This is a genomic window from Geodermatophilus sp. SYSU D01119 (genome assembly GCF_054049975.1).
The window spans coordinates 93,601-116,160 of the sequence record NZ_JBJGYL010000003.1; the positions used below are offsets into that span (position 1 = coordinate 93,601).

Genomic DNA, 22,560 nt, shown 5'->3' on the forward strand with positions numbered 1-22,560 from the left:
CCCCCGCAGCGGTACCGTGGGACCGCCGCCAGTACCGATGAGGGGATCGCCGTGGCCGTCGACCGTCTGCTGCCCACCGACGAGGCGCAGGACCTGATCGAGCTCGTCCGGGACGTCGCCGACAAGGAGCTCGCGACCCGGGTCACCGAGCACGAGCGCGCCGAGACCTATCCCGAGGGGCTGTTCGCCACGCTCGGCGGGCTGGGCCTGCTCGGCCTGCCCTATCCCGAGGAGATGGGCGGGGGCGGCCAGCCCTACGAGGTCTACCTGCAGGTCCTCGAGGAGCTCGGCGCCCGCTGGGCCGCCGTCGCCGTCGCCGTCTCCGTGCACGGGCTGTCCTGCCACCCGCTGGCCACCTTCGGCACCGACGCCCAGCGCGACCGGTGGCTGCCGGCGATGCTCGCCGGCGAGCAGATCGGCGGCTACTCGCTGTCCGAGCCCCAGGCCGGGTCCGACGCCGCCGCGCTCGCGTGCAGGGCGGAGCGGACCGAGCAGGGCTACCGGGTCACCGGCACCAAGGCGTGGATCACCCACGGCGGCAAGGCCGACTTCTACGCGCTGTTCGCCCGCACCGGCGAGGGCTCGCGCGGCATCTCCTGCTTCCTCGCCCCCGGGCAGGTCGAGGGCCTGAGCTTCGGCCGGCCCGAGGAGAAGATGGGCCTCGCCGCCGTCCCCACCACCTCCGCGCACTGGGACGGCGCCCTGCTGGAGTCCGACCGGTTGCTCGGCGCGGAGGGCCAGGGCCTGTCGATCGCCTTCTCCGCGCTGGACTCCGGCCGGCTCGGCATCGCCGCCGTCGCCACCGGCCTGGCCCAGGCGGCCCTCGACACCGCCGTCGCCTACGCCCAGGAGCGGACGACGTTCGGGCGCAGGATCGCCGACCACCAGGGGCTGGGCTTCCTGCTCGCCGACATGGCCGCCGCCGTCGACTCCGCCCGCGCCACCTACCTCGACGCCGCCCGCCGCCGCGACCTCGGCCGCCCGTACGGCCGGCAGGCCAGCGTGGCCAAGCTCGTGGCCACCGACGCGGCGATGAAGGTGACCACCGACGCCGTGCAGGTGCTCGGCGGCTACGGCTACACCCGCGACTTCCCCGTCGAGCGGTACATGCGCGAGGCCAAGATCATGCAGATCTTCGAGGGCACCAACCAGATCCAGCGCCTGGTGATCAGCCGCTCGCTGGCACGCTGAGGCGGTGACCGCCCCCGCGCCCCGGCGCTTCCCGCGCTCGGTCTACGGCGCGGGGGAGGAGCCGGACGCGCGGTTCAGCCTGGCCAACGAGCGCACCGCGCTGGCCTGGATCCGGACGTCGCTGGCGCTGTCGGCGGCCGGCGTCGCGCTCGAGGCGCTCGACGTGCCGATCGCCGAGGGGCTGCGGCTGGCCTGCGCGCTGCTGCTGGTCGGCCTCGGCGTCCTCGCGCCGGTGCAGGCGTGGTGGGGGTGGACCGCGACCGAGCGGGCGATGCGGCGGGGCCGGCCGCTGCCCGGCCCCGTGTTCACCCCCGTGCTCGCGGCGGGGACGGCGGCGGCCGGCGTCCTGCTCGTGCTGGGCCTGCTGCTGCGGTGAGCGGCGTCCCGGGGCCGGCGCCCGACGGCGGCCTGCAGGCCGAGCGCACCGCGCTGGCCTGGCGGCGGACGGCGCTGGCCATGGCGGTGGCCTCGGTCGGCGCCGGGCGGCTGGCCGCCCCGGTGCTCGGGGCGCTCGCCCTCGCACTGGCCGGTGCGGGCCTGCTGCAGGCGGTGGCCGCCGGCGCCGGGGCGCGGCGCCGCTACCGCGCCGTGCGCGCCTCGCTGCACGCGCGCGGCGACCTGTCCGGGGTGCCCGGGGGTGGCCTGCCGGTCGCCGCGCTCGCCGCGGGCGGGGTGCTCACCGGGCTGCTCGCCCTGGCCTTCGTGCTCGGGCCGGGCTGACCGCGTCCCAGGTCGCGGTGGGAGGCTGCTCCCCGGAGCGAGGGGAGGTGGCGATGCGCGGGGACGGGCCCGGGGCCGTGGTGGTCGGCGTCGACGAGTCGCCGACCTCGCTGCGCGCCCTCGACTACGCCACCGGGCTCGCCCGCCGCCAGTCCGGCCGGCTCGTGGTCGTCCACGTCCGCTCGTTGCGTCCCGTGGGCCCGGGCCTGGACGCCCTCGCCCCCGTCGCCGTGCAGGCCGCGCTGGAGGGACGCCAGACGCTGGAGGACGACCTGCGCGCCGAGGCCCGGCGGCTGGCCGAGCAGGGCGACGTCGAGGTGACCTTCGTGCTGCGGGTGGGCGACCCGATGCGCGAGCTGTCCGCCGTCGCCGACGAGCAGCACGCCGACGTCGTCGTCGTCGGCGCCTCCACCCGGCCGGCGCACCGGCTGGCCGGCTCGCTGGCCGCCCGCCTGGTCCGCAGCTGCGGCTGGCCGGTCACCGTGGTGCCGTGACCGGCCCGACCATGCGCGCGCACGTGCTCACCGGGCCCGGGGAGAGCGTGGTGCAGGAGGTGCCGGTGCCGGTGGCGGTGCCCGGCGAGGTGGTGGTCGACGTCGAGCGCGTGGGCGTCTGCGGCACCGACGTCGAGTTCGCCACCGGCGAGATGGCCTACCTGCACCAGGGGCACGCCGCCTACCCGATGCGGCTGGGCCACGAGTGGTGCGGGCGGGTGTCGGCCCTCGGCGCGGGCGTGGACCCGGCCTGGCTCGGCCGGCGGGTCACCGGCGACACCATGCTCGGCGACGGCACCTGCCGCCGCTGCCGGCGCGGGCGGCAGCACGTCTGCGAGCAGCGGCAGGAGGTGGGCATCCGCGGCGGGCGGCCCGGCGCCCTGGCCGAGCGGCTCGCCGTCCCGGCGTCCTCGCTGCACCCGCTGCCCGACGCCGTCGACCCCGCCCTCGGGGCCCTCGTGGAGCCCGGCGGCAACGCGCTGCGCGCGGCCCGGGCGGCCGCCGCCGGCCCGGGCGACCGGGCGCTGGTCCTCGGGCCGGGCACGATCGGCCTGCTCACCGCGATGTTCCTGCGCGCCGCCGGTGCCGAGGTGCACCTGCTCGGCGTGGACCCCGCGTCGCTGGCCTTCGCCCGCTCGCTCGGCTTCGCGCACGCCTGGACGGCGGGCACGCTGCCGGACCTGCCGTTCGACGCCGTCGTGGACGCCTCCACCGCCGCCGCGCTGCCCGCCCTCGCCCTGGAGCGGGTGGAGCCGGCCGGCCGCGTGGTCTACATCGGCCTGGCCGGCACGCCGAGCCGGGTCGACACCCGCGACCTGGCACTCAAGGACGTCACCGCCGTCGGGGTGCTGTCGGCCTCGCCCGGGCTCGCCGCGACCGTGGCGGCCTATGCCGCCGGCGAGGTGGACCCGCGCCCGCTGGTGTCCGCGACCGTCGGGCTGTCGCAGGTGGGCGCGGTGCTGGCGGGGGAGCGGCCCGCGGGTGCCGGGCCGGGGCCGAAGGTGCACGTGGACCCGCGGCTGCCCTGAGCGGCGGGCAGGATCGGTCCGGGTGGCGGAGCGGAGCGGGAGGACCGGGATGGCGAGCGAGGCGGACCTGCGGCGGCGGTGGGCGGAGGGACGGGCCACCCACGGGCTGTGGAGCCTGCTGCCCGGTGCGGTGACGGGCGAGGTGCTGGCCCGCACCGGCGCCGACCACGTCGTCGTCGACCTGCAGCACGGCGCCGGCACCGAGGCCGACCTCCCCGGCGTCGCGGCGGCGGTGACGGCGGCGGGCGCCGTGCCGCTCGTGCGCACTCGCAGCCCGCACTTCGCCGACGTCGGCCGCCCGCTCGACCTCGGCGCGCGCGGCGTGATCGTGCCGAACGTCCGCGACGCCGCGCACGCCGCCGAGGTGGTCGCCGCCTGCCGGTACGCCCCGGCCGGCGGCCGGTCGATCGGGCGGCTGTCCGGCGGGGCCGACGAGCCGCTGGTCGTCGTGATGGTGGAGGCCGCGAGCGCGCTCGACGACCTCGACGCGCTGCTCGCCGTCGACGGCCTGGACGGCATCTACGTGGGCCCGGGCGACCTCGGGCTCTCCCTGGGCCTCGCGGGGGAGGAGCACCGGGCGGAGCTGCGCGGGGTGCTGTCGTCGATCGTGGCGCGGGCCGTGGCCGCCGGGGTGCCGGTGGGCGTGCACGCCTACAGCGGCGAGGAGGCGGCCGGGTACGCGGCGGAGGGCGCCACGATCGTCACGGTGGCCGTCGACGTCGCGGTGCTCGCGGCGGCGGCGGCCGGGCACCTGGCCACGGCCCGGGGATCGGTGCGGGGAGCGGACGCCGGGGAGGGCTGAGCCCCTCCCTCAGCCGGCGGGCGGGTCCTCCGCCGGGTCCTCCGCCGGGTCCTCCGCCGGGTCCTCCGCCGGGTCCTCGGCCGGCGGGCGCGGCTCCTCCCGCCGCGCGCGGAGGGCCTCGACCTCGGCGGCGAGCGCGGCGGTCCGCTCGGCCGCCTGCCGGGCGGAGTTCCCGGCGTCGGCGGCCCTGCGGCCGGCGTCCTCGGCGCGCCGGGCGGCCGCGGCGGCCTCGGCCAGCGCGTCGCGGAGGTCGCGCTCGGCGGCGGCCGCCCGCGTCGTCGCCTCCGCCGCGGAGTCCCGGGCCTCCTGCTCCGCGCGCCGGGCGGCGTCCCGCTCGCGCTCGGCGTCGCGGGCCCGCTCGCGCGCGGCGGCCGCGTCGGCGAGCGCCCCGTCGCGGGCGGCGGCCGCCTCGTCCCGTTCCCGCGTCCGCTCCCGCACCGTGCCGGTGAGGGTCCGCTCGGTGACGCTCCACCGGGCGCGGGCCTCGACCAGCTCGTCGTGCTCCCGCGCGGCCGCCGCACGGGCCTCCTCCGCGGCCCGCCGCGCCCGCGCCGTCTCCCGCTCGGCGTCCCGCGCCGCCGCCTCCGCGTCGTCGGCCCGCCGTTCCGCGCCCGCCCGCCCCTCCTCGGCCGACAGCCGCACGGCCTCGGCCTGCTCCCGGGCGGCCTCGGCCTGCTCGCGAGCCTCGTCGGCGGACGCGACGCGGCGGGCGGCGTCCTCGCGGGCGGCCGTGACCTCCCGCTCGGCGGCGGTGCGGGCGGCCTCGGCGGCCCGCTCGGCGGAACGGCGGCCCTCCTCGGCCTCCGCGCGGAACTGCGCGTCGCGGCGGGCCTGCTCCTCGGCGCGCAGCCGGGCGGCGTGCGCGGCGTCGACGTCGGCCCGCGCCTGGGCCAGCCGCGCCTCCACGGTGGCCTCGTCCTGGTACTGCGCGAGGGCCTCGGCGGCGGCGGCGAGCAGGGCGGCCTGCGCCTCCGCGGCCTCGGCGGCCTCGCGGGTCGCCTCGGCCCAGCGGCCCACGAGGTGCCGCACCCGGCCCTCGGGCGGCAGGTCCCCGGCCAGCGCGGTGGCGGTGGCGGTGAGCCGGCCGTTCTGCCGGGCGGCGGCGCGGGCCCGGGCGGTGCGCGCGGACTCGGGGTTGTGGTCCGGCCGGTCGCAGAACCGCGGTGACGGGCCGCTGCGCCCGGGGACCCGGGGCCGCGGGGGAGCCGGGCAGCCCGGGAAGGCGCACCGCGCCCTGTCCTGGACGTCGTCCTGGGCCGTCATGCCGCCGGACGATAGACGGATGGGCGGACCGTGCATCCGTCGGTGGTGGGCAACGCCCGACTGGTCGTGCGGTCACTTCCGAGAAGCACCTACTCTGCGAAGTGATGACGGAGGACCCGACGGCTCACCCGGTCGCCCCTCGGACGGCCGGGGGAGCGCTGCTGCCGGGCGACCTGGCCGCGGTGGGGGCCTACGTCGACGCGTCGCTCGCGGACTCGACGCGGGACGCCTACGCGCGCGACGTCGCCGCCTGGGAGGCGTGGTGCCGGGGCCGGTCCCTGCCGGTGGCCCTGCCGGCCGACCCGCTGGCGGTGGCGGCCTGGCTGGCCGAGCTGGCCGACGAGGGGCGCAGCCCGCGCTACGTCGCCCGCCGGCTCTCCGCGCTCAACGACCTGCACCGCCGCGCCGGCCTGACGCCACCGGGGGACACCGAGGGCGTGCGCCGGACGCTGACCGGCATCCGCCGCACCGCCGTCCGCAGCGGCTACCGGCCCCGGCGGGCCCGGGCGATCGACACCGCCACCGTCCGCGCGCTCGTCGAGGACCTGCCGGACACGCTCGCCGGCACCCGGGACCGCGCCCTGGTGCTGGTCGGTTACGCCCTCGGCCTGCGGGCGTCGGACCTGTGCGGGCTGCGGGTCGAGGACGTCGTCCCGGCCGGGCACGGCGGCCTCGACGTCCTGATCCGGTACTCCAAGACCGACCAGGAGGGCGCGGGGGAGACCCTCGCGCTGGCCGAGGGGGTCCGCGAGACCACGTGCCCGGTGCGCGCCGTCCGGGCGTGGCTGGCGGCCCTCGCCGAGCACGGCGTTCCCTCCGGGCCGCTGTTCCGGTCGGTGGGCAAGGGGCGCACGCCCCGGCTGGGGGAGGCGCCGCTGACCACGCGCAGCGTCGACCTCGTGCTCCGGCGCGCTGCCGAGCGGGCCGGCGTCTCCGCCGAGGGGCTGTCCCCGCACTCGCTGCGGCGCGGGTTCGCCACCACGGCCTACGCGCAGGGCGTGTCGGAGAAGGAGATCAGCCGGACCGGCCGGTGGCGGTCGCTCGTCGTCCGCTCCTACGACGCCTCCAGCCGGTGGGCCGACCCGGCGTCGGGCTCGCTCGGCCTCTGACGGCACCACCGCCGGCGCGGTGCTGCTCGTGCCGGTCGGCGCCGGGCCGTGGCCGGCGGGTGGGCCCGCAGCCCGGCGGCTGGACCGCCGAGGGCACCGACAGCTCCACGACGGCGTTCCTCGCCCCGGTCGAGCCGTCGGGCCCGGCTGGTGACGGACTCGTCCCCGTTCAGCGACAATTCACGAGAATGGCATGTGGAGGCGCATTCGCATGTCAGATCGGTTACGCCAGGCCCTCATATTTCGTTTTCCGAACATTTGGTGAGATGCGTCTCCTCATTGCCGGTCGGCGGCCATTTCTGCGCGGGGTGCATTTTCGGCACCACCACTCCGGCATGCTGTGTCGTGCGCGGAGCGCGACGACGCGCTTCGACCTTGAACACTGCGAATGACGCTCGGTCATCGAACATTCACGCACAGATCGGTGCTGCTCAGCGCTCCGAGGCAATCACGTGCGGTGAGATTGCGCGTGGCCCCGATCCGCCACCATCGTGTGCCCCTCAGCCAGGGGTGGAGTCTCCACAACGCCGTCGCAGCTTCCCTGAGGCCTCGTCTCGATCCGTCGCACTGCTCCCCGCCTCCGTCGCCGGGTCCGAGCAGGAGCTGGCGGTCGTCCCCTTCCCCGCTCGGAGGCGCACATGCACCCACGCTTCGACTGGCACGGCCACGGCACGGACGGCGGTGAGCGCGCGTTCGTCGTGCGCGGCAACCGCGTCGTCGACCCCGACGGCCCCGGCCCGGTCCCGACCCCGCCGGTCGAGGCGACGGTCCCCGCCGTCCTCGACCTGACCGTGGTGGTCCCCACCTTCAACGAGAGCGCCAACGTGGCGGCGCTCGTCGAGCGGCTCACCGCCGCGTTCGCGGGCCACAGCGCGGAGATCCTCTTCGTGGACGACAGCACCGACGACACGCCCGAGGAGATCGCGCGCGTCGCCGCCGACGCTGCGCTGCCGGTCCGACTGCTGCACCGGGACGGCGACGAGAAGGTCGGCGGCCTGGCCGGCGCGGTCAGCGCCGGCATCCTCGCCTCCACCAGCGAGTACGTCCTCGTCATGGACGGCGACCTGCAGCACCCGCCGGAGCTGGCGCCGGTCCTCCGCGCCGCCGCGGAGGGCGTCGACCTCGCGGTGGCCTCGCGCTACACCGGCGACGGCGGCGCCTCGGGCCTGAGCAACGCCTACCGGCGGCTGGTGTCGAGCGGGAGCACCGTGCTGACCCAGGCGTGCTTCCCCCGGCGGGTGGGCCGGGTGTGCACCGATCCGATGACCGGGTTCTTCTGCGTGCGCCGGTCCGCGATCGACCTCGACCGGATGCGGCCCCGCGGCTTCAAGATCCTGCTCGAGATCCTCGCTCGGCACGACCTGCGGGTGCGGGAGATCCCGTTCGAGTTCGGCGAGCGCCTGGCCGGGGAGAGCAAGGCGTCCTGGCGCAACGGGCTGCACTTCCTGCACCAGATGATCGGCCTGCGCATGGGGCGGATGACCCGCTTCGCCGCCGTCGGCGCGCTGGGGACGGTCGTCAACCTCGCCGTGATGGCGCTGCTCGTGCACGGCGTCTTCGACGTCGACTACGTCGCGGCCTCGATCGTGGCGGCCGAGGTGTCCATCCTGCACAACTTCCTGCTGCAGGAGCGTCTCGTCTTCCGCGACCTGCGCGACGGTGCACACGGCTGGCGGTCCCGCCTGGGCCAGCACCTGCTGTTCAACAACGTCGAGGCGCTCGTCCGGTTGCCCGTGCTGGTCCTCCTCGTCGAGCAGCTCGGCACCAACGCCGTGGTGGCGCAGGCGCTGACGCTGTCGGTCGCCTTCGTCGTGCGGTTCCTCTTCGTCTCCCGGGTCGTGTACCGCCCGCGCACCGCTGCCGGTAGCCGCCGGAGCTCCTCGGCGCCCCGGGTCGACCCGGCCGACGTCCGAACCGGGCGCGGCCTGACGCTGGTCACCCCGACGCTGCAGGACTCGCCGTCGCAGCTGCTGCCCACGGACACCGCCCTGCCCGTGCCGCCCGACGACGTCGAGCGGGACCTCTACCTGAGCAGCCAGCACCGCTGGCTGGCCCCGGCGACGTTCGTCGGCTACATGCTGATCGTCGTCGGCGTCGCCTACTTCGTGAGCGGCCACCCCTGGAGCGCCCTGCTCCTCGTGCCGCTGCTGCTGAGCACCCTGTCCACCGTGATCTCGCTGTGCACGTCGGTGCAGCGCTCGCGCGTGACCCTGGCCGGTCACCGCGCCCGCGTCCGCGCCTGGCAGCCGGCGCACCGCCCCAGCGTGGACGTCTTCCTGCCGTCGGCGGGTGAGCCGCTGGAGGTCCTGGACAACACGTTCGCCTGGGTGCAGCAGGTCGCCTGGGACGGGGTGCTCACGGTGTACGTGCTGGACGACTCCGGCCGGCCCGAGGTGGCGCAGATGGCCCGCGAGCGGGGCTTCCGCTACCTCTCGCGCCCGGACCGCGGTCACCTGAAGAAGGCCGGCAACCTGCGCTACGGGCACGCGCGCTCGGACGGCGACTTCATCGTCATCCTGGACGCCGACTTCGTCCCGCGCAGCGACTTCCTCGACGAGCTCATCCCGTACTTCGACGACCCCACCGTGGGGATCGTCCAGTCACCGCAGTTCTTCGACATCCGCGTCGGCATGAACTGGGTCCAGCGCGCGGCGGGCAGCACGCAGGTGCTGTTCTACCGCTACATCCAGCCCGCCCGGGACGTCAACGACGCCGCGATCTGCGTCGGGACCAGCGCGGTCTACCGCCGGTCGGCGCTGGACGCGGGCGGCGGGTTCGCCGCCATCGACCACAGCGAGGACATGTACACCGGGATCAACCTCGCGCGGGTGGGGTACTCGCTGCGCTACGTCGCGACGGTGGTCACCAAGGGCGTGTGCCCGGACTCCTTCGAGGGCTTCGTCACCCAGCAGTACCGCTGGTGCGCCGGGTCGATGAGCCTCATGCTCTCCCGCGAGTTCCACGCGATCCGGATGCCCTTCGCGCGGCGGCTCAGCTTCTGGGCCGGCTTCCTCTACTACGTGTCCACCGCCGTCGACGTGGTGACCACGGTCGTCCCGTCCCTGCTGATGATCTACTTCGCCGCCTCCGAGGTGGCCGTCGAGAACTACATCTTCGTCCTGCTGGCGCTGGTGGCGCGGCAGGCGCTGATCCCCTTCATCACCGGCAACAGCGACTCGCTGGTCAACCTCACCCGGATCCAGACGACCTACTCCTTCGCACACCTGGTGCAGATCGTCGACCAGCTGCGCGGACGCGAGGACGACGGCTGGGTGGCGACAGGGGCGGCCCGGTCCTCCTCGCGGGCCCGGCGGATCATCCGGACGGCGCGGGTCTTCCTGGTCAGCACCCAGGTCCTCATGTGGGCGGCGCTGGCCTGGCGCATCCCGGAGTACGGCCTGGGCCACTACTGGCCCATGGTCGCTTTCGCGCTGTTCAACCTCTACGTGACCTACCCGATCATCCTGGCCGACGCGCACCTGCCCCGGCCGATGCAGACGGCCCGTCACGTGGCCGAGACCGGCCGTCGCCACCACGTCCGCGAGCAGGTGGCCGCGTGACCGCCGGCACGCTGGACCGGCCCCTGGCGCGCCCCGCTCCTGTCGCGGGCCCCGGCCGGACCCCCGGGCGGGCCCTGCCCCGGCTGGTCCTCCTCGCCCTGTGCGCCCTGCAGGTGGCCCTGGCCGTGCTCCCGCGTCGCAACCAGAGCCCGTTCGAGGACGAGGGCCTCTACGTCTACATGGGCCACCGCATGATCGAGCACCTGCTCCACGGCTCCTCGCTGTCGGAGTACCCGGGCGCCTACTTCTCGGGGGCTCCGGGTCTGTACCCGGTGCTGGCCGCGCTGGGGGACTCGGTCGGCGGGCTGCAGGGCGCGCGGGCGGTCAGCCTGGCCTTCGCCGTGGCGGCCACGATCTGCGTCAACGGACTGGGCCGGCAGCTGTACGGCGTCCGCGCCGGGCTCCTCGGCGCGGCCGCGTTCGTGCTGTGCGGCTCGGTGGTCTTCCAGTCCGGACTGGCCACCTTCGACTCGGCGACGCTCTTCCTGGTCGCCGCCGCGTCCTGGCTGACGGTCCACAGTGTCCGCAACGACGCCTTCCTCTGGGCGCCGGCCGTGGCGCTGGTCCTGGTGCTGGCGGCCGCCACCAAGTACGGCGGCGTGGCCTACGTCCCGGTCGTGGCGCTGCTGGCGGTGTGCGTCAGCGACAGCCGGCACCGGCTCGTGGTGCTGCGGCGGGCGGTCTTCATGGTGCTGGCCTGGGTCGTCATCGCCTTCTTCGCCTTCAGCGTGTGGGGGCAGAGCCTGCGCCAGGGGATCCTCGACACCACCGTCGACAGGGACCCGCTCAACCCCGCCGGGCCCGCCGTCATGCTCGAGCAGATCGTCACCTGGGTCGGGCCGTGGCTCGCGCTCGCCGTCCTGGGCGCGCTGGTCAGCCGGCGGACCTGGGCGCTCTCGCTGGCACTGCTCGCCGGCTCGGTGATCGCCCCCGCGCAGCAGGTGCTGAGCGGGGAGTCGACGTCGCTGGCCAAGCACGTGGCCTTCGGCATGGTGTTCGCCTGCCCGTTGGCCGGCCTGTTCCTGGACCGGCTCAGCCGGCGCCTGCGGTACCTGACGGTGCCCCTGGTCGCGGGGTCCCTCGTCGCCCTCGGGCTGACCGGCCTGCACCACGCGGACCGGTTCCTCAACGGGTGGGTGCCCAACGACGAGCTCGTCCCCGTGCTGCGGACGCTGGAGCAGGCCTCGCCGGGCAAGACGATCCTCGGGGACCAGCCCTCCGCCGAGCGGTACCTCATGCGCGAGGACACCGACCCGCTCCAGTGGGTCGACACCTACTCGTTCTCCTACGGCGGCGAGACCGGGATGGCGGCCTACGAGCAGGCCGTGCAGCAGACGGCGTTCGGCGTGATCTACCTGGCGGTGCGGTCGAACACCGAGAACGGTCGGGAGCTCTACGAGTACCTGCTGGAGACCGACACCCCGTACAAGCAGGTCGCCGTCGTCGAGCGCACCCTCTACGGGGAGCCGGCCGGGGTGTGGGTCCTCTTCATGCCCGAGGTGACGCCGACGCCCGACCTGGGAGGTGGAGGATCAGCGGACCCGACGGCGACCCCCCAGGAGTAGCCGCTCCGCCGGGAGGCGGGGGAGTCACGCGGCGACGCGTCCTGTCGCTGCTCGCGGCCGCTCCCGTGCTGGCGGCCGTGCCCCTCGGACGTGGCCTGCTGCGGGACGACGACGTCCCGGAGCTGGTCACCCGGTGCCGGTTCGGCGCCTGGGCGGCGACCGGCGGCGGACCGGTCGAGGACCACCGCGCGCTCGAGGCGCGGCTGGGCGCCGCGCTGCCGGTGTTCTCCTGGTTCCAGGCGCTCGACCCGTGGGACACCGCGATCGCGGAGGGCATCGCCGGGTTCGACCGGGCCGATCCCTACGACTGCATGGTCTGCCTCGAGGCGTGGGACACCCGCCTGGCCGACGTCGTGGCGGGGGAGAGGGACGACTACTTCCGGCGGTACTTCGACGGCGCCCGCACCTATCCCGGCCGGGTGGTCGTCCGGCTGCTGCACGAGGCGAACGGGAACTGGTACCCCTGGTCGGTCGCGCACGACGGGGACGCGGTGACCAGCACCGGGCAGTGGCAGGAGGCCTGGCGCCGGATCGTCGGGATCGCCCGCGGACAGGGCGCCGCCAACGTCACCTTCATGTTCTGCGCGAACGCGGAGGACGTCGGCGGGGTGCCCGTCGAGGACTACTGGCCCGGCAGCGAGTGGGTCGACGTGGTCGGGGTCGACGGCTACAACTGGGGCTGGGACGCCGCCGGCTCGCCCGACGTCACCGCCGAGGAGCTCCTCGACCCCATGTACCGGCGGCTGACGGCGCTGCACCCCACCGCCGAGTTCATGGTCGGGGAGCTCGGCTGCGCCGCGCACCCCGGCAAGGCGGGCTGGTACGAGGCCCTCTACCGGTCCCGCAGGTTCCCCCGGCTCACCCAGGTCGCCTTCTTCCACGAGGCCAAGGAGCAGGACTGGCGGCTGGACTCCGACGAGGAGACCCTCCGGACCAACCGCCGCTACCTGGCGCGCGCACCCCGGTGACCCCGGCGGTCCCGGACCGTGCCGAGCGGGCAGGCCTGCGGGCGCTCGATCGGCCGGCTCTCCGGCGGCGGTCCGGGGTCCCCTGACGGTCGCCGTCCGGGGCACCCGGGGGCGTCGGGGATACTCGTCGTCGTGCGGAGAGCCCTGCTGCTGGAGAACATCGACCCGGTGGCGGCCGACCTGCTCGGCGCGGCCGGGTACGAGGTCGAGTCGCTGCGCGGCGCGCTGGACGAGGACGACCTCGTCGCCGCCCTCGACGGCGTGGACCTCCTCGGCATCCGCTCGAAGACGCAGGTGACCGCGCGGGTGTTCGCCGCCCGCCCCGGCCTGGTCGGTCTCGGGGCGTTCTGCATCGGCACCAACCAGATCGACCTGCGCGCCGCGGCCGGCGCCGGGGTGGCGGTGTTCAACGCGCCCTACTCCAACACCCGCAGCGTGGTGGAGATGGCGATCGCGGAGATCATCATCCTGGCCCGCCGCCTGGTCGACCGGGACCGCGCGCTGCACGCCGGCTCCTGGGACAAGTCGGCGTCCGGCAGCCACGAGGTGCGCGGCCGGACGCTCGGCATCGTCGGCTACGGCAACATCGGCAGCCAGCTGTCGGTGCTCGCCGAGGCGCTGGGCATGCGGGTGCTGTTCTACGACCTCGAGGACAAGCTCGCGCTGGGCAACGCCGAGCGCTGCGACACGCTCGAGGAGCTGCTCGAGCGGGCCGAGACGGTGACGCTGCACGTCGACGGGCGGGCCGGGAACGCGGGCATGTTCGGCGCGGAGCAGTTCGCCCGGATGCGCCGGCGGAGCCTGTTCCTCAACCTCTCCCGCGGCTTCGTCGTCGACCACGAGGCGCTGCGCGAGCACATCCTCAGCGGGCACATCGCCGGTGCCGCCGTCGACGTCTTCCCCGACGAGCCGCGCGAGCAGGGCGACCCGTTCACGTCGGTGCTGCGCGGGCTGCCCAACGTGATCCTCACGCCGCACGTCGGCGGGTCGACCCAGGAGGCGCAGCACGACATCGGGCGGTTCGTGGCCGGCAAGCTCGTCGACTACACCGGCGCCGGCACGACGACGCTGAGCGTCAACCTGCCCACCGTCGCCCTGCACGGCTCGTCGGCCGACCGGTTCGCGCTGCTGCACCGCAACGTGCCCGGCGTGCTGGCGCGGGTCGACGCGCTCGTCGGCGAGCACGGGCTCAACGTCGACGGGCAGGTGCTGGCCACCCGCGGTGAGCTCGGCTACGCGGTCACCGACGTCAGCGAGGAGCTGCCGGCGGAGCTCGTCAAGGCGCTCGAGGCACTGCCGGAGAGCGTGCGGCTCACCACCTTCGGGCGCCGCGAGGGCTGACCCCCACGGCGGTGACCGGCCGTCGCTGTCCGCTGACCCAGCGGCAGCCCGGACCGTGTCGCCGTCGGCCGGGGCGGCGTTTCCGGCAGTCGTCGCCCACGGCGGCCCGTCGGGCTCGTCAGTCCTGCGGACGCCGGGGCGCGGCGACCGCGGACGTGTCCACGGACCCTCGTGCCTCCCGTCGACCCAGGAGGCCAGCCGTGTCCCGCTCCGCCCTCGTGTCCCGCTCCGCTCTCGCGTCCTCGCTGCTCACCGCCGCCGTGCTCCTCGCCGGCTGCGGCGGCGCCGACGGGGGCGACGTCGTCCCCGCCGCCGACGACCGCCCGCTCGCCTCCGCCGCCCCCACGACGGAGCCGGCGGAGGAGCCGGTGGCCGAGGAGCCGGCGGAGGAGCCGGTGGCCGAGGAGCCGGACGCCGGCCCACCGGAGACGGAGCCGACCGCCGAGCCCGCTCTCGAGCCGCCCGGCGGGCCGCCCGAGGGGCAGCCCCCGGCGGAGCCGCCATCCGATGTGCCGCCCGCCGAGGAGCCACCCGCCGAAGAGCCGCCCGCCGTCGTCTGGCCCGAGGAGGTCGTCCCGGCGCAGGGCAGCAGCGTCTGGGCGGTCTACCTGGCGGTCGGCTCGCCGGATTCCGAGTGGGACCTGCACGAGCTGGGCGAGACCGCGTCCTACGCCGGGTTCCTCGGCTACACCGGCTCCGGCGTCGGGTCGGTGTCCTGCGACCGGGGCGCCGCCGAGCAGCTCGGCTTCGACCCCGCCGACTCCCGGGTCGCCGTCTACTTCGACAGCGCCGCCCGCGCGCAGGAGTTCGTCGCCGTCTACGACCGCCAGGACGTCGGCTCGGCGCAGGTCACCACCTACTGCCTGGACTGACCCCTCAGCGGGGGAGCGGCTCCCGGTGCGGCCAGAACGCGAGCAGGGTCCGGATCCCGGTCACCAGCGCGAGCGGGCGGTCGAGCATCGGGTGGTGCCCGGCGTCCGGCAGGTCGACGACCGGCAGGCCGGCGGGCACCAGGGCCGCCATCTCGGCGGCCATGCGCGGGTCCACCAGCCCCTTCTCGCAGCGGAACAGCGCGGCCGGGACGGTCAGCCGCGGCAGCAACTCGGTGAGCAGCGGCGGAGAGCCCCACAGCCGGGGGTCGAACTTCCAGGTCCACCCGTCACCGTCCCGGCGCAGCGAGTCGGCCGCCACGTGCGCGCGCACGTACGGGAGCAGCACGTCCTGGGCCGGGACGGTACGGAAGCGCCCGACCGCCTCCTCGACGGTCGGGTAGGTGCGGTGCGGCCGTCGCCGTTCGCGCAGCTGCTCCTCCTCCGGCGGCCGCCGCACCAGGGGCGAGTCGATGACGGCGACGCCCGCGACGGCGTCCGGGTGCTCCACGCCGACGACGAGCGACACCCAGCCGCCCATGCTGTGCCCGAGGACGACGGGCCGGTCCAGCCGCTCGGCGTCCGCCACGGCGACCACCTCGCGGGCCCAGCCGGCCATGTCGTAGGCGGCGCGCCGGCCGCTGTCGCCGTGCCCGCTGAGGTCCAGCGCCACCACCCGGTGCGAGTGCAGCTGCGGGGCGACGTGGTCCCACCAGCCCGAGTGGGCTGCGCCGCCGTGCACCAGCACCAGCCCGGGACGCCCGGCCTCGCCCCACGCCCGGTAGCGCACGGGCGTGCCGTCGACCTCGACCTCCCGCCGCTCGGGCGCCTGCGCCAGCGCGGCCGCGAACCAGGCGGGGGCGACGCCGGTCTCGGTGGCGGCGGACATGGGCGACTCCTCGGGGTGGTCCGGTCGGTCCACCGATCATCCGGGCCGGCCCGGTCCGGCTCGCACCGGGTGGACACCGCCGCGTCCGCAGGCGGCCGGGACGGTGCCCTGAACAGGCCCGGGCGCGGGGCGGCCGGGCTGGTGCCGGTCGCCTCGACCGTCCTCCGGGCGCCCCCCCTGCACGACCGGCTCGACCGCGAGGGCCGGACCGAGGAGACGGTCGACCGCCTGCTGCGGGCCGACCTCCTCCGCACCCTCGCGCCGGCCGTGAGCACCCTCACCCTGGTCACGGCGTCGGGACGGAGTCGGCCGGTCACGGATCGGGGAGCGGTTCTGCACCGCGCTGACCAACTTCTGCTTTCCACCGAGCACAAGTGTCGCTAGGTTCGGTGACGTGGGGCACAGCCCCACTCGCGGACGGGGACGACGACCCGCGTCCCGGGCGCCTCGGTGGAGGTGCCCGGGACGCGGGACGGCGACTCCGCGAGCGACGACGTGCACCGCTGCACCCGTCGAGAGGGATCCACCCGAGGTGAAGAGAAGTCTCCGGTCCACGGCACGCGCCGTGCTCCTGGCCGCCCTGTCCGCCGTGCTGTTCGTCGGGCTGGCCGGCACCGCCACCGCCGCGCCACCGACCAGCACCCCGGCCGCGTCCGACTGCGCCGGTCGCGGCGTGCCGCTGAGCAAGATCTCCATCCAGCTGTACACCTTCGCGGGCTACATCGGCTCGTCGCAGGAGCGCCACGAGGAGGTCCTGCGCCGGCTGGCCGAGATGGGCTACCGCAACGTGGAGCCGTACACGCTGAGCGGCTGGACCGCCGAGGAGTACCGGGCCCTGCTCGACGAGTACGGGCTCAAGGCGTCGGCCCGGCACGTGGACGTCGGCACGCACACGGCCCCGGCCGACATCGCGCAGATCATCGAGGACAACCGCGTCCTCGGCATCAAGTACTTCGGTTCCGGCAGCAGCGCCGGCGCCCCGTGGACGCAGCCGCTGCCGACCGAGGCCGACTGGGTCGCCTACGCGCAGTACCTCGACGCCGTCGGCGAGCAGGCCCGCAAGGCCGGCCAGACGCTGATGATCCACAACCACGACTTCGAGTTCACGCGCGTCTTCGGTGACCGCACCGCCTTCGACATCCTCATGCAGCACACCCAGGCGAAGAACGTCGTCTCGCAGCTCGACCTGTACTGGGTGTCCTACGCGGGCCTCGACCCGGTCGACGTGGTCGAGGAGTACGGCAACCGGATCCAGCTGTTCCACGTCAAGGACCTCAACCCGGACCTGAACCGGCGGATCGAGATCGTGGGCCGCGGGAACATCGACTTCCCGTCGATCTTCGCGGCGGGCGGCGGCAGCACCCGGTACTTCGTCGTCGAGCACGACCCCCGCTGGGGCGACGGGACCTTCGACCCGTTCCAGGCGGCACGTGAGGGTCTCGCCTACCTCACCTGCACCACCTACTGACGCACCTGCACTCCGCTCGTCGGGGGCGGTCCCGGGTACCGGGGCCGCCCCCTCGCGCGTCCGGGGCCGCACACTGCACACCCCGCCCGGCACCGGCCCCCAGGGAGCAGGCATGGACCTCGACGTCACGGCACGTCCGCGGGTGCACGCCGTGGTCGGGGCCGGGGGAGCCACCGGCCGGAGGCTGGTCGCGCACCTGCACGCGTCCGGACACCGGGTCCGCGCGGTCACCCGGGACGGCCGGGACGTCGGCTCGCCGGGTGTAGAGCTCGCCGCGGCCGACGCCACCGACGCCGCGGCGCTGGCAAGGGCGTGCCGGGGGGCGGACGCCGTCCACCACTGCGTCATGCCCGTGCTGTCCCGGTGGACCAGCGGCTTCCCCGTGGTCACCGACGCCCTGGTCGCGGCCGCGTCCCGGATCGGCGCCCGGCTCGTCTACGCCGACGACACCTGGATGTACGGCCGGGTCGACGGCCCGATGACCGAGCACACCCCGTGGCGCCCGGTCAGCCCCAAGGGCGTGCTGCGCGCCTGGCTCGCCGAGCGCATGCTGCACGCCGCCGCGGCCGGGCGCCTGCAGGTCAGCATCGTGCGGGCCGGCGAACTGTACGGGCCCGGCGTGCGCTCGCTCGTCGCCGGCAACGTCTTCCGGCCGGCCCTGCGCGGCCTGCCGGTGCAGTGGATCGGTGACCCCGACCTGCCGCTGACCCCCACCCTGATCGACGACTTCGCCGCGACGCTCGCAGCCGCCGGGGCGGGGGACACGTCCGACGCCGCGGTCTGGCACGTGCCGCACCCGGCCCCGACGACGGGGCGTGCGCTGGCCGCCGAGGCCTGCCGTCAGGCGGGCACCCGCCCGCGGCTGACGGCTCACGGCAGCGCCCGGATCCGCGCTCTGGGCCGGGTGCTGCCCCTGGCGCGCGAGGGCGCCGAGATGGTCTACCAGTTCGAGCAGCCGTTCGTGGTGGACGGCAGCCGGGCCGCCCGGGCGTTCGGGCTGACGCCGACCCCCTACGCCGAGGGTGTGCGCCGCACCCTCGCCTGGCTGCGCGGCGGTCCCTAGCCGGTCCGCCCGTGCCGCGGCGCGGGTGGCAGCATGCGGCCGTGGCCCCGACCGAGCCCCCGGCCGAGCCGGGCGACACCGCCTTCGTCCTCGGCGGCGGGGGAGTGCTGGGCGCGGCCGAGGTGGGCATGCTGCAGGCGCTGTTCGACGCCGGCGTCCGGCCCGACCTCGTCGTGGGCACCTCGGTCGGCGCGGTCAACGGCGCCTTCGTCGCGGCCGACCCCACGCCCGACGCGGTGGGCCGGCTGCGCGCCGTCTGGGAGGAGCTGGCGTCGAAGCGGGTGTTCGCCGGATCGGTGGCCGCCCGCGTCGGCACGCTGGTGCGCACCCGCACCCACCTGCACCCGCGGGAGCCGCTGCGCGAGCTGCTCGAGTCCTCCCTGCCGGCCGACTTCGCCGCGCTGCGGGTGCCGTTCCAGTGCGTCGCGGCCAGCATCGAGCGGGCCGCCGAGCGGTGGTTCAGCGAGGGCCCGCTGGTCGACGCCGTCCTGGCCTCCTGCGCCGTCCCCGGCCTGCTGCCGCCGGTGGAGATCGACGGCGAGCACCACCTCGACGGCGGGCTGGTGCACAGCATCCCGGTGGGCCGGGCCGTCGCCCTGGGCGCGCGGACGGTCTACGTGCTGCACGTCGGCCGGGTGGACCGCCCGCTGCGCCCGCCCACCCGGCCCTGGGAGGTGGCCACGGTGGCCTTCGAGATCGCCCGGCGGCACCGCTACAGCGCCGACCTCGCCGCCCTGCCGCCCGGGGTGACGGTGCACGTGCTGCCCGCCGGCGACGACGCCCCGCCCGGTGCGGCCAACCTGCGCTACCGCGACTTCTCGGCCGTGCCCGCCCGCATCGAACGCGCCCGCGCCGCCGCCGCCGGGCACCTGGCGCGCGCCGCCGGCGGGGAGGCCTGACGTGCTGCCACCCCGCCCCGTGCGCCGCGTCGCCGGCCCGCTGTTGCTCGCCCTGCTGGTCCTCGGCGTCGTGCTGCTGCCGGTGCTCGCCGTCGTCGCGCTGGTGGCCTCGTTCTTCCTGCCGGGCCGGCTGCGGGCGCTGCGGCTGCTCGCCTTCGGCCTGGTGTACCTCGCGATGGAGGTGGCCGGGCTGGCCGCCGCCGCGGTGCTCTGGGCAGCGAGCGGCCTCGCCCGCGGGGTGCGCGGCCGGCGGTGGCGGGCGGCGCACTACACCGTCCTGCGGGTCCTCCTCGACGCCGTCATGCGCGCCGCGCAGCGGCTGTTCGCCCTGCGGCTGGTCACCGACGGCGAGTCCTGGTCACCGCTGGACGACGGCGTGCCCGGCTCGACCAACGCGATGGTCGTGCTCTCCCGCCACGCCGGGCCGGGCGACTCGTTCCTGCTGGTCAACACGCTCATGAACCGCGACCACCTGCGCCAGCCGCGGATCGTCCTCAAGGACACCCTCCAGCTCGACCCGCTGATCGACACCTTCCTCAACCGGCTGCCCAACTCCTTCGTCTCCGCCGGGCCGGGGGCCGGCGAGCGCGCGGAGCGGGCGATCGCCGACCTCGCCCGCGACCTGGGCGAGGAGGACGCGCTGCTGATCTTCCCGGAGGGCGCGAACGCCACCCCGCGACGGCGGCTCCGGGCCATCCAGCGGCTGCGCGACCGCGGCCTGGTGGCGGCGGCCCGCCGCGCGGAGGCCATGCGGCACGTACTGCCGCCGCGCCCGGGGGGCGTCGTCGCGGCGCTGCAGGCGGCACCGCACGCCGACGTCGTCCTGGTCGCGCACACCGGCCTGGAGCACCTCGACAGCGTCCGCGACGTCTGGCGCGAGCTGCCCATGGACAAGACGCTGCACCTGCGCTGGTGGTTCGTCCCGGCCGCCGAGGTGCCGCGCGGGGAGGCCGAGCTCACCGACTGGCTCTACCGCTGGTGGGAGACGATCGACGCCTGGATCACCACCACCTCGGCGGCCGAGGACACCGGCCGCTGACCGGCCGGCGGGGGAGTCCCGCCGGCCGCGCGGGCGTCAGGTGCGCACCGCCGTGCCCGGCTCGGCGGGCACGGCCGCACCGCCGGGCGGCACGTCGGCCTCGTCGGGGCGCTCGTCGGGCCGCTGGGCCAGCCGGGAGGGCCACCACATCCACCGGCCGACGTCGAGCGTGAGCGCCGTGACCAGTACCGAGCGCACGATGATCGTGTCGAGCAGCACGCCCAGCGCGACGGCGATGCCCAGCTGGGTGAGGAACGTCAGCGGCAGGGTGCCGAGCACCGCGAACGTGGCCGCCAGCACCAGCCCGGCCGAGGTGATCACCCCGCCGGTGGCCGCCAGGCCGACGAGCGCGGCCCGCCGGGTGCCGTGGTCGACGGCCTCCTCCCGGACCCGGGTCATCAGGAAGATGTTGTAGTCGATGCCGAGCGCGACGAGGAACACGAAGACGAACAGCGGGAACGAGCTGTCGGTGTCGGTGACGCCCAGCACCGCGTCGAAGAGCAGCGCGCTCAGGCCGAGGGCCGCGCCGAAGGACAGGACCACGGTCGCGATGAGCAGCAGCGGCGCCACCACCGCCCGCAGCAGCACCCCGAGCACGGCGAGCACCACGAGCATGATCAGCGGGATGACCACGCGGTTGTCCCGCTGGGAGGCGTTCTGCACGTCGAGGTTGAGCGCCGTGTTGCCCCCGACGATCGCCTGCCCGTCGCCGGCGTCGTCCAGCGCGCCGCGCAGCCGCTCGATGGTGTCGGCGGCCGCCGGGCTGTCGAACGGGTCGGACAGCGACGCCTCGACGAGCGCGTCGTCCCCGACGACCTGCGGCTCGCGCACCTCGGCGATGCCGTCGTCGGCGGCGACGGTGTCGGCGACCTCCGGGGCGGAGTCGGCGGTCGTGACGACGAGGACGGAGTTGCCCGCGACGGCGGGGAAGTGGCGGGCTGCCGCCTCGTCGCCCTGCACCGACTCCGGCTCGCCGCGGAAGCTCTCGGCCTGGGTGAGGCCGCTGGGGTCGAGGCGGAACACGGCGGTGCAGGCGAGGAGGAGCAGCAGGCTCGTGACCACCCACGTCACGCGCGGTCGCGGCCGGATCGCCGCGCCCACCCGCGCCCAGAACCCGGTCGCGCTCGGCTCGGCGCTGCCGAAGGCCGGGCGCACCGGCCAGAACACCCAGCGCCCGCAGATCACCAGCAGCGCCGGCAGCAGCGTCATGAGCACCACGAGGGTGACCGCGACGCCGATCGCCGCGACCGGGCCCAGCCCCGCGGTGGAGTTCATCTCGGCCGCGACCAGGCACAGCATGCCGAGGACGACGGTCCCGCCGCTCGCGAGCACCGCCGGCCCGGCCCGGTGCACGGCCTCGGTCATCGCCTCGTGCCGGTCGGTGTGCAGCCGCAGCTCCTCCCGGTACCGGGCGACCAGCAGCAGCGCGTAGTCGGTGCCGGCGCCGACGACCAGCACGGTGAGGATGCTCGCGCTCTGCGCGTTCACGGTCAGGTCGGCGTACCGGGCGAGCAGGTAGACGACGGCCTGGGAGCAGAACAGCGCGATGACCGCGGAGAAGATCGGCAGGACCCACAGCACCGGGCTGCGGTAGGTGAGCAGCAGGATGAGGACGACGACGCCGAGGGCCGCGAACAGCAGCGTCCCGTCGATGCCGGCGAAGGCCTCCGACGAGTCGGCCGCGCTGCCGGCCGGGCCGGTCACGTAGGCGTCCAGGCCGTCCGGTCCGTCGGAGACCTCGGCGCGGATGCCGTCGACGACCGGCGCGATCGCCTCCCAGCCGTCGGGCCCGACGTTCAGCGGCACGACCAGCTGCAGCGCCTGCCCGTCCTCGGACGGGATCGGGCCGAGCACCTCGCCGTCGAGCTCGTCGAGCCGGCCGAGGGCCTCGACGTCGGCCTGCACGGCGGCCCTGTCCTCGGCGGTGAGCCCCCCGGTGCGCTCGTACACGACGACGGCGGGGATGAGGTCGGGGTCCGAGCCGAGCTCGGTCTGCCGTTCCAGCGCCCGGGTCGACTCCGCCTCGGCCGGCAGCCAGGCGGCGACGTCGTTCTCCTGCTGGTCGGTCAGCCGCCCGGCCAGCGGGGCCGCGACGGCGGCGAGGACGAGCCAGACGACGAGCACCACCCACTTCAGGCGCGGGTGGCTGACACGGGACGCGAACGACCTGCCCATGGGTGGGCCCCTCCGGTGGAGCCGGGTCCCCCGCACCCCGGACGGCGACGATGCGAGCCGGACGCTAGCGACGGGCGTCTCCGCCCGTCACCGGGTTTCCCGGCGTCGGAGCGCCCC

Annotated in this window: 20 protein-coding genes; 16 read left to right on the forward strand and 4 right to left on the reverse strand. The window is 75.8% G+C overall.

All coding sequences use genetic code 11. The features are described 5' to 3' along the window. Positions 1-51 precede the first annotated feature (51 nt). The 6 genes from ACI79X_RS03145 to ACI79X_RS03170 are packed head-to-tail and all read left to right on the forward strand — an operon-like array spanning position 52 to position 4,235. On the forward strand, positions 52-1,191 hold the full coding sequence (locus ACI79X_RS03145) for an acyl-CoA dehydrogenase family protein (protein ID WP_457023953.1): 1,140 nt from the start codon (positions 52-54) through the stop codon (positions 1,189-1,191). 4 nt (positions 1,192-1,195) lie between these two features. After that, positions 1,196-1,567: a YidH family protein gene (locus ACI79X_RS03150; protein ID WP_457023954.1), complete on the forward strand. Its 372-nt coding sequence runs from the start codon at positions 1,196-1,198 to the stop codon at positions 1,565-1,567. Further along, the gene (locus ACI79X_RS03155) at positions 1,564-1,911 is read left to right on the forward strand and encodes a DUF202 domain-containing protein (protein ID WP_457023955.1); all 348 of its coding nucleotides are present in this window, start codon (positions 1,564-1,566) and stop codon (positions 1,909-1,911) included. The genes ACI79X_RS03150 and ACI79X_RS03155 overlap by 4 nt, the downstream gene beginning before the upstream one ends. A 53-nt stretch (positions 1,912-1,964) precedes the next feature. Further along, positions 1,965-2,405, forward strand: coding sequence for a universal stress protein (locus ACI79X_RS03160; RefSeq protein ID WP_457023956.1), 441 nt, complete (start codon positions 1,965-1,967; stop codon positions 2,403-2,405). Beyond that, entirely contained in the window at positions 2,402-3,433 is a 1,032-nt protein-coding gene (locus ACI79X_RS03165) for a zinc-dependent alcohol dehydrogenase (RefSeq protein ID WP_457023957.1), read from the forward strand. The genes ACI79X_RS03160 and ACI79X_RS03165 overlap by 4 nt, the downstream gene beginning before the upstream one ends. Positions 3,434-3,482: 49 nt before the next feature. Beyond that, positions 3,483-4,235 carry an aldolase/citrate lyase family protein gene (locus tag ACI79X_RS03170; RefSeq protein ID WP_457023958.1) on the forward strand — a complete coding sequence of 251 codons (753 nt, stop codon included), beginning with the start codon at positions 3,483-3,485 and terminating at the stop codon, positions 4,233-4,235. A 9-nt stretch (positions 4,236-4,244) separates the two neighbouring features. Here ACI79X_RS03170 and ACI79X_RS03175 read toward each other — a convergent pair whose 3' ends face one another. Continuing rightward, the gene (locus ACI79X_RS03175) at positions 4,245-5,498 is read right to left on the reverse strand and encodes a hypothetical protein (RefSeq protein WP_457023959.1); all 1,254 of its coding nucleotides are present in this window, start codon (positions 5,496-5,498) and stop codon (positions 4,245-4,247) included. 104 nt (positions 5,499-5,602) lie between these two features. On the opposite strand from ACI79X_RS03175, the gene ACI79X_RS03180 reads away from it, so the two are divergent. Then, positions 5,603-6,607, forward strand: coding sequence for a site-specific integrase (locus tag ACI79X_RS03180; RefSeq protein WP_457023960.1), 1,005 nt, complete (start codon positions 5,603-5,605; stop codon positions 6,605-6,607). 236 nt (positions 6,608-6,843) lie between these two features. On the opposite strand, the gene ACI79X_RS03185 is transcribed toward ACI79X_RS03180, so the two are convergent. Continuing rightward, a complete protein-coding gene (locus ACI79X_RS03185) occupies positions 6,844-6,990 on the reverse strand; it encodes a hypothetical protein (protein WP_457023961.1) in 147 nt (48 codons plus the stop codon). A gap of 255 nt (positions 6,991-7,245) precedes the next feature. Between ACI79X_RS03185 and ACI79X_RS03190 the strand changes: the two genes are divergently transcribed. The 5 genes from ACI79X_RS03190 to ACI79X_RS03210 all read left to right on the forward strand — a co-directional run bounded on the left by ACI79X_RS03190 (position 7,246) and on the right by ACI79X_RS03210 (position 14,913). Continuing rightward, positions 7,246-10,167, forward strand: a complete 2,922-nt coding sequence (locus tag ACI79X_RS03190; protein WP_457023962.1) for a glycosyltransferase — start codon at positions 7,246-7,248, stop codon at positions 10,165-10,167. Continuing rightward, positions 10,164-11,732 (forward strand): ArnT family glycosyltransferase, encoded by a 1,569-nt coding sequence (locus ACI79X_RS03195; RefSeq protein ID WP_457023963.1) that lies wholly within the window; start codon positions 10,164-10,166, stop codon positions 11,730-11,732. Before ACI79X_RS03190 ends, ACI79X_RS03195 begins: the two co-directional genes overlap by 4 nt. Before the next feature lie 77 nt (positions 11,733-11,809). Further along, a complete protein-coding gene (locus ACI79X_RS03200; RefSeq protein WP_457023964.1) occupies positions 11,810-12,700 on the forward strand; it encodes a glycoside hydrolase family 26 protein in 891 nt (296 codons plus the stop codon). 132 nt (positions 12,701-12,832) lie between these two features. Next, complete coding sequence (gene serA / locus ACI79X_RS03205) at positions 12,833-14,041, forward strand: phosphoglycerate dehydrogenase (protein ID WP_457023965.1); 1,209 nt, start codon at positions 12,833-12,835, stop codon at positions 14,039-14,041. A 200-nt stretch (positions 14,042-14,241) separates the two neighbouring features. Then, complete coding sequence (locus tag ACI79X_RS03210; RefSeq protein ID WP_457023966.1) at positions 14,242-14,913, forward strand: hypothetical protein; 672 nt, start codon at positions 14,242-14,244, stop codon at positions 14,911-14,913. Between the two features lie 4 nt (positions 14,914-14,917). Here the strand turns inward: ACI79X_RS03210 and ACI79X_RS03215 are convergent, their stop codons facing one another. Next, positions 14,918-15,799: an alpha/beta fold hydrolase gene (locus ACI79X_RS03215; protein WP_457023967.1), complete on the reverse strand. Its 882-nt coding sequence runs from the start codon at positions 15,797-15,799 to the stop codon at positions 14,918-14,920. A 565-nt stretch (positions 15,800-16,364) separates the two neighbouring features. Here ACI79X_RS03215 and ACI79X_RS03220 point away from each other — a divergent pair. The 4 genes from ACI79X_RS03220 (at position 16,365) to ACI79X_RS03235 (ending at position 20,268) form a co-directional block, all read left to right on the forward strand. Next, on the forward strand, positions 16,365-17,267 hold the full coding sequence (locus ACI79X_RS03220; protein ID WP_457023968.1) for a sugar phosphate isomerase/epimerase family protein: 903 nt from the start codon (positions 16,365-16,367) through the stop codon (positions 17,265-17,267). Positions 17,268-17,379: 112 nt separating this feature from the next. After that, positions 17,380-18,330, forward strand: coding sequence for an NAD-dependent epimerase/dehydratase family protein (locus ACI79X_RS03225; protein WP_457023969.1), 951 nt, complete (start codon positions 17,380-17,382; stop codon positions 18,328-18,330). 41 nt (positions 18,331-18,371) lie between these two features. Beyond that, entirely contained in the window at positions 18,372-19,229 is an 858-nt protein-coding gene (locus tag ACI79X_RS03230; RefSeq protein ID WP_457023970.1) for a patatin-like phospholipase family protein, read from the forward strand. Between the two features lies 1 nt (position 19,230). Further along, positions 19,231-20,268: a lysophospholipid acyltransferase family protein gene (locus ACI79X_RS03235; RefSeq protein WP_457023971.1), complete on the forward strand. Its 1,038-nt coding sequence runs from the start codon at positions 19,231-19,233 to the stop codon at positions 20,266-20,268. Positions 20,269-20,304: 36 nt separating this feature from the next. Here ACI79X_RS03235 and ACI79X_RS03240 read toward each other — a convergent pair whose 3' ends face one another. After that, positions 20,305-22,443, reverse strand: coding sequence for an MMPL family transporter (locus ACI79X_RS03240; RefSeq protein WP_457023972.1), 2,139 nt, complete (start codon positions 22,441-22,443; stop codon positions 20,305-20,307). Positions 22,444-22,560: the final 117 nt, after the last annotated feature.

Bases quoted from the DNA above. Each gene is read 5' to 3' on its own strand.
- ACI79X_RS03190 (WP_457023962.1), top strand. From the start codon at position 7,246: ATGCACCCACGCTTCGACTGGCACGGCCACGGCACGGACGGCGGTGAG.
- ACI79X_RS03175 (WP_457023959.1), bottom strand. From the start codon at position 5,498: ATGACGGCCCAGGACGACGTCCAGGACAGGGCGCGGTGCGCCTTCCCG.
- ACI79X_RS03225 (WP_457023969.1), top strand. From the start codon at position 17,380: ATGGACCTCGACGTCACGGCACGTCCGCGGGTGCACGCCGTGGTCGGG.
- ACI79X_RS03170 (WP_457023958.1), top strand. From the start codon at position 3,483: ATGGCGAGCGAGGCGGACCTGCGGCGGCGGTGGGCGGAGGGACGGGCC.
- ACI79X_RS03215 (WP_457023967.1), bottom strand. From the start codon at position 15,799: ATGTCCGCCGCCACCGAGACCGGCGTCGCCCCCGCCTGGTTCGCGGCC.
- ACI79X_RS03240 (WP_457023972.1), bottom strand. From the start codon at position 22,443: ATGGGCAGGTCGTTCGCGTCCCGTGTCAGCCACCCGCGCCTGAAGTGG.
- ACI79X_RS03160 (WP_457023956.1), top strand. From the start codon at position 1,965: ATGCGCGGGGACGGGCCCGGGGCCGTGGTGGTCGGCGTCGACGAGTCG.
- ACI79X_RS03180 (WP_457023960.1), top strand. From the start codon at position 5,603: ATGACGGAGGACCCGACGGCTCACCCGGTCGCCCCTCGGACGGCCGGG.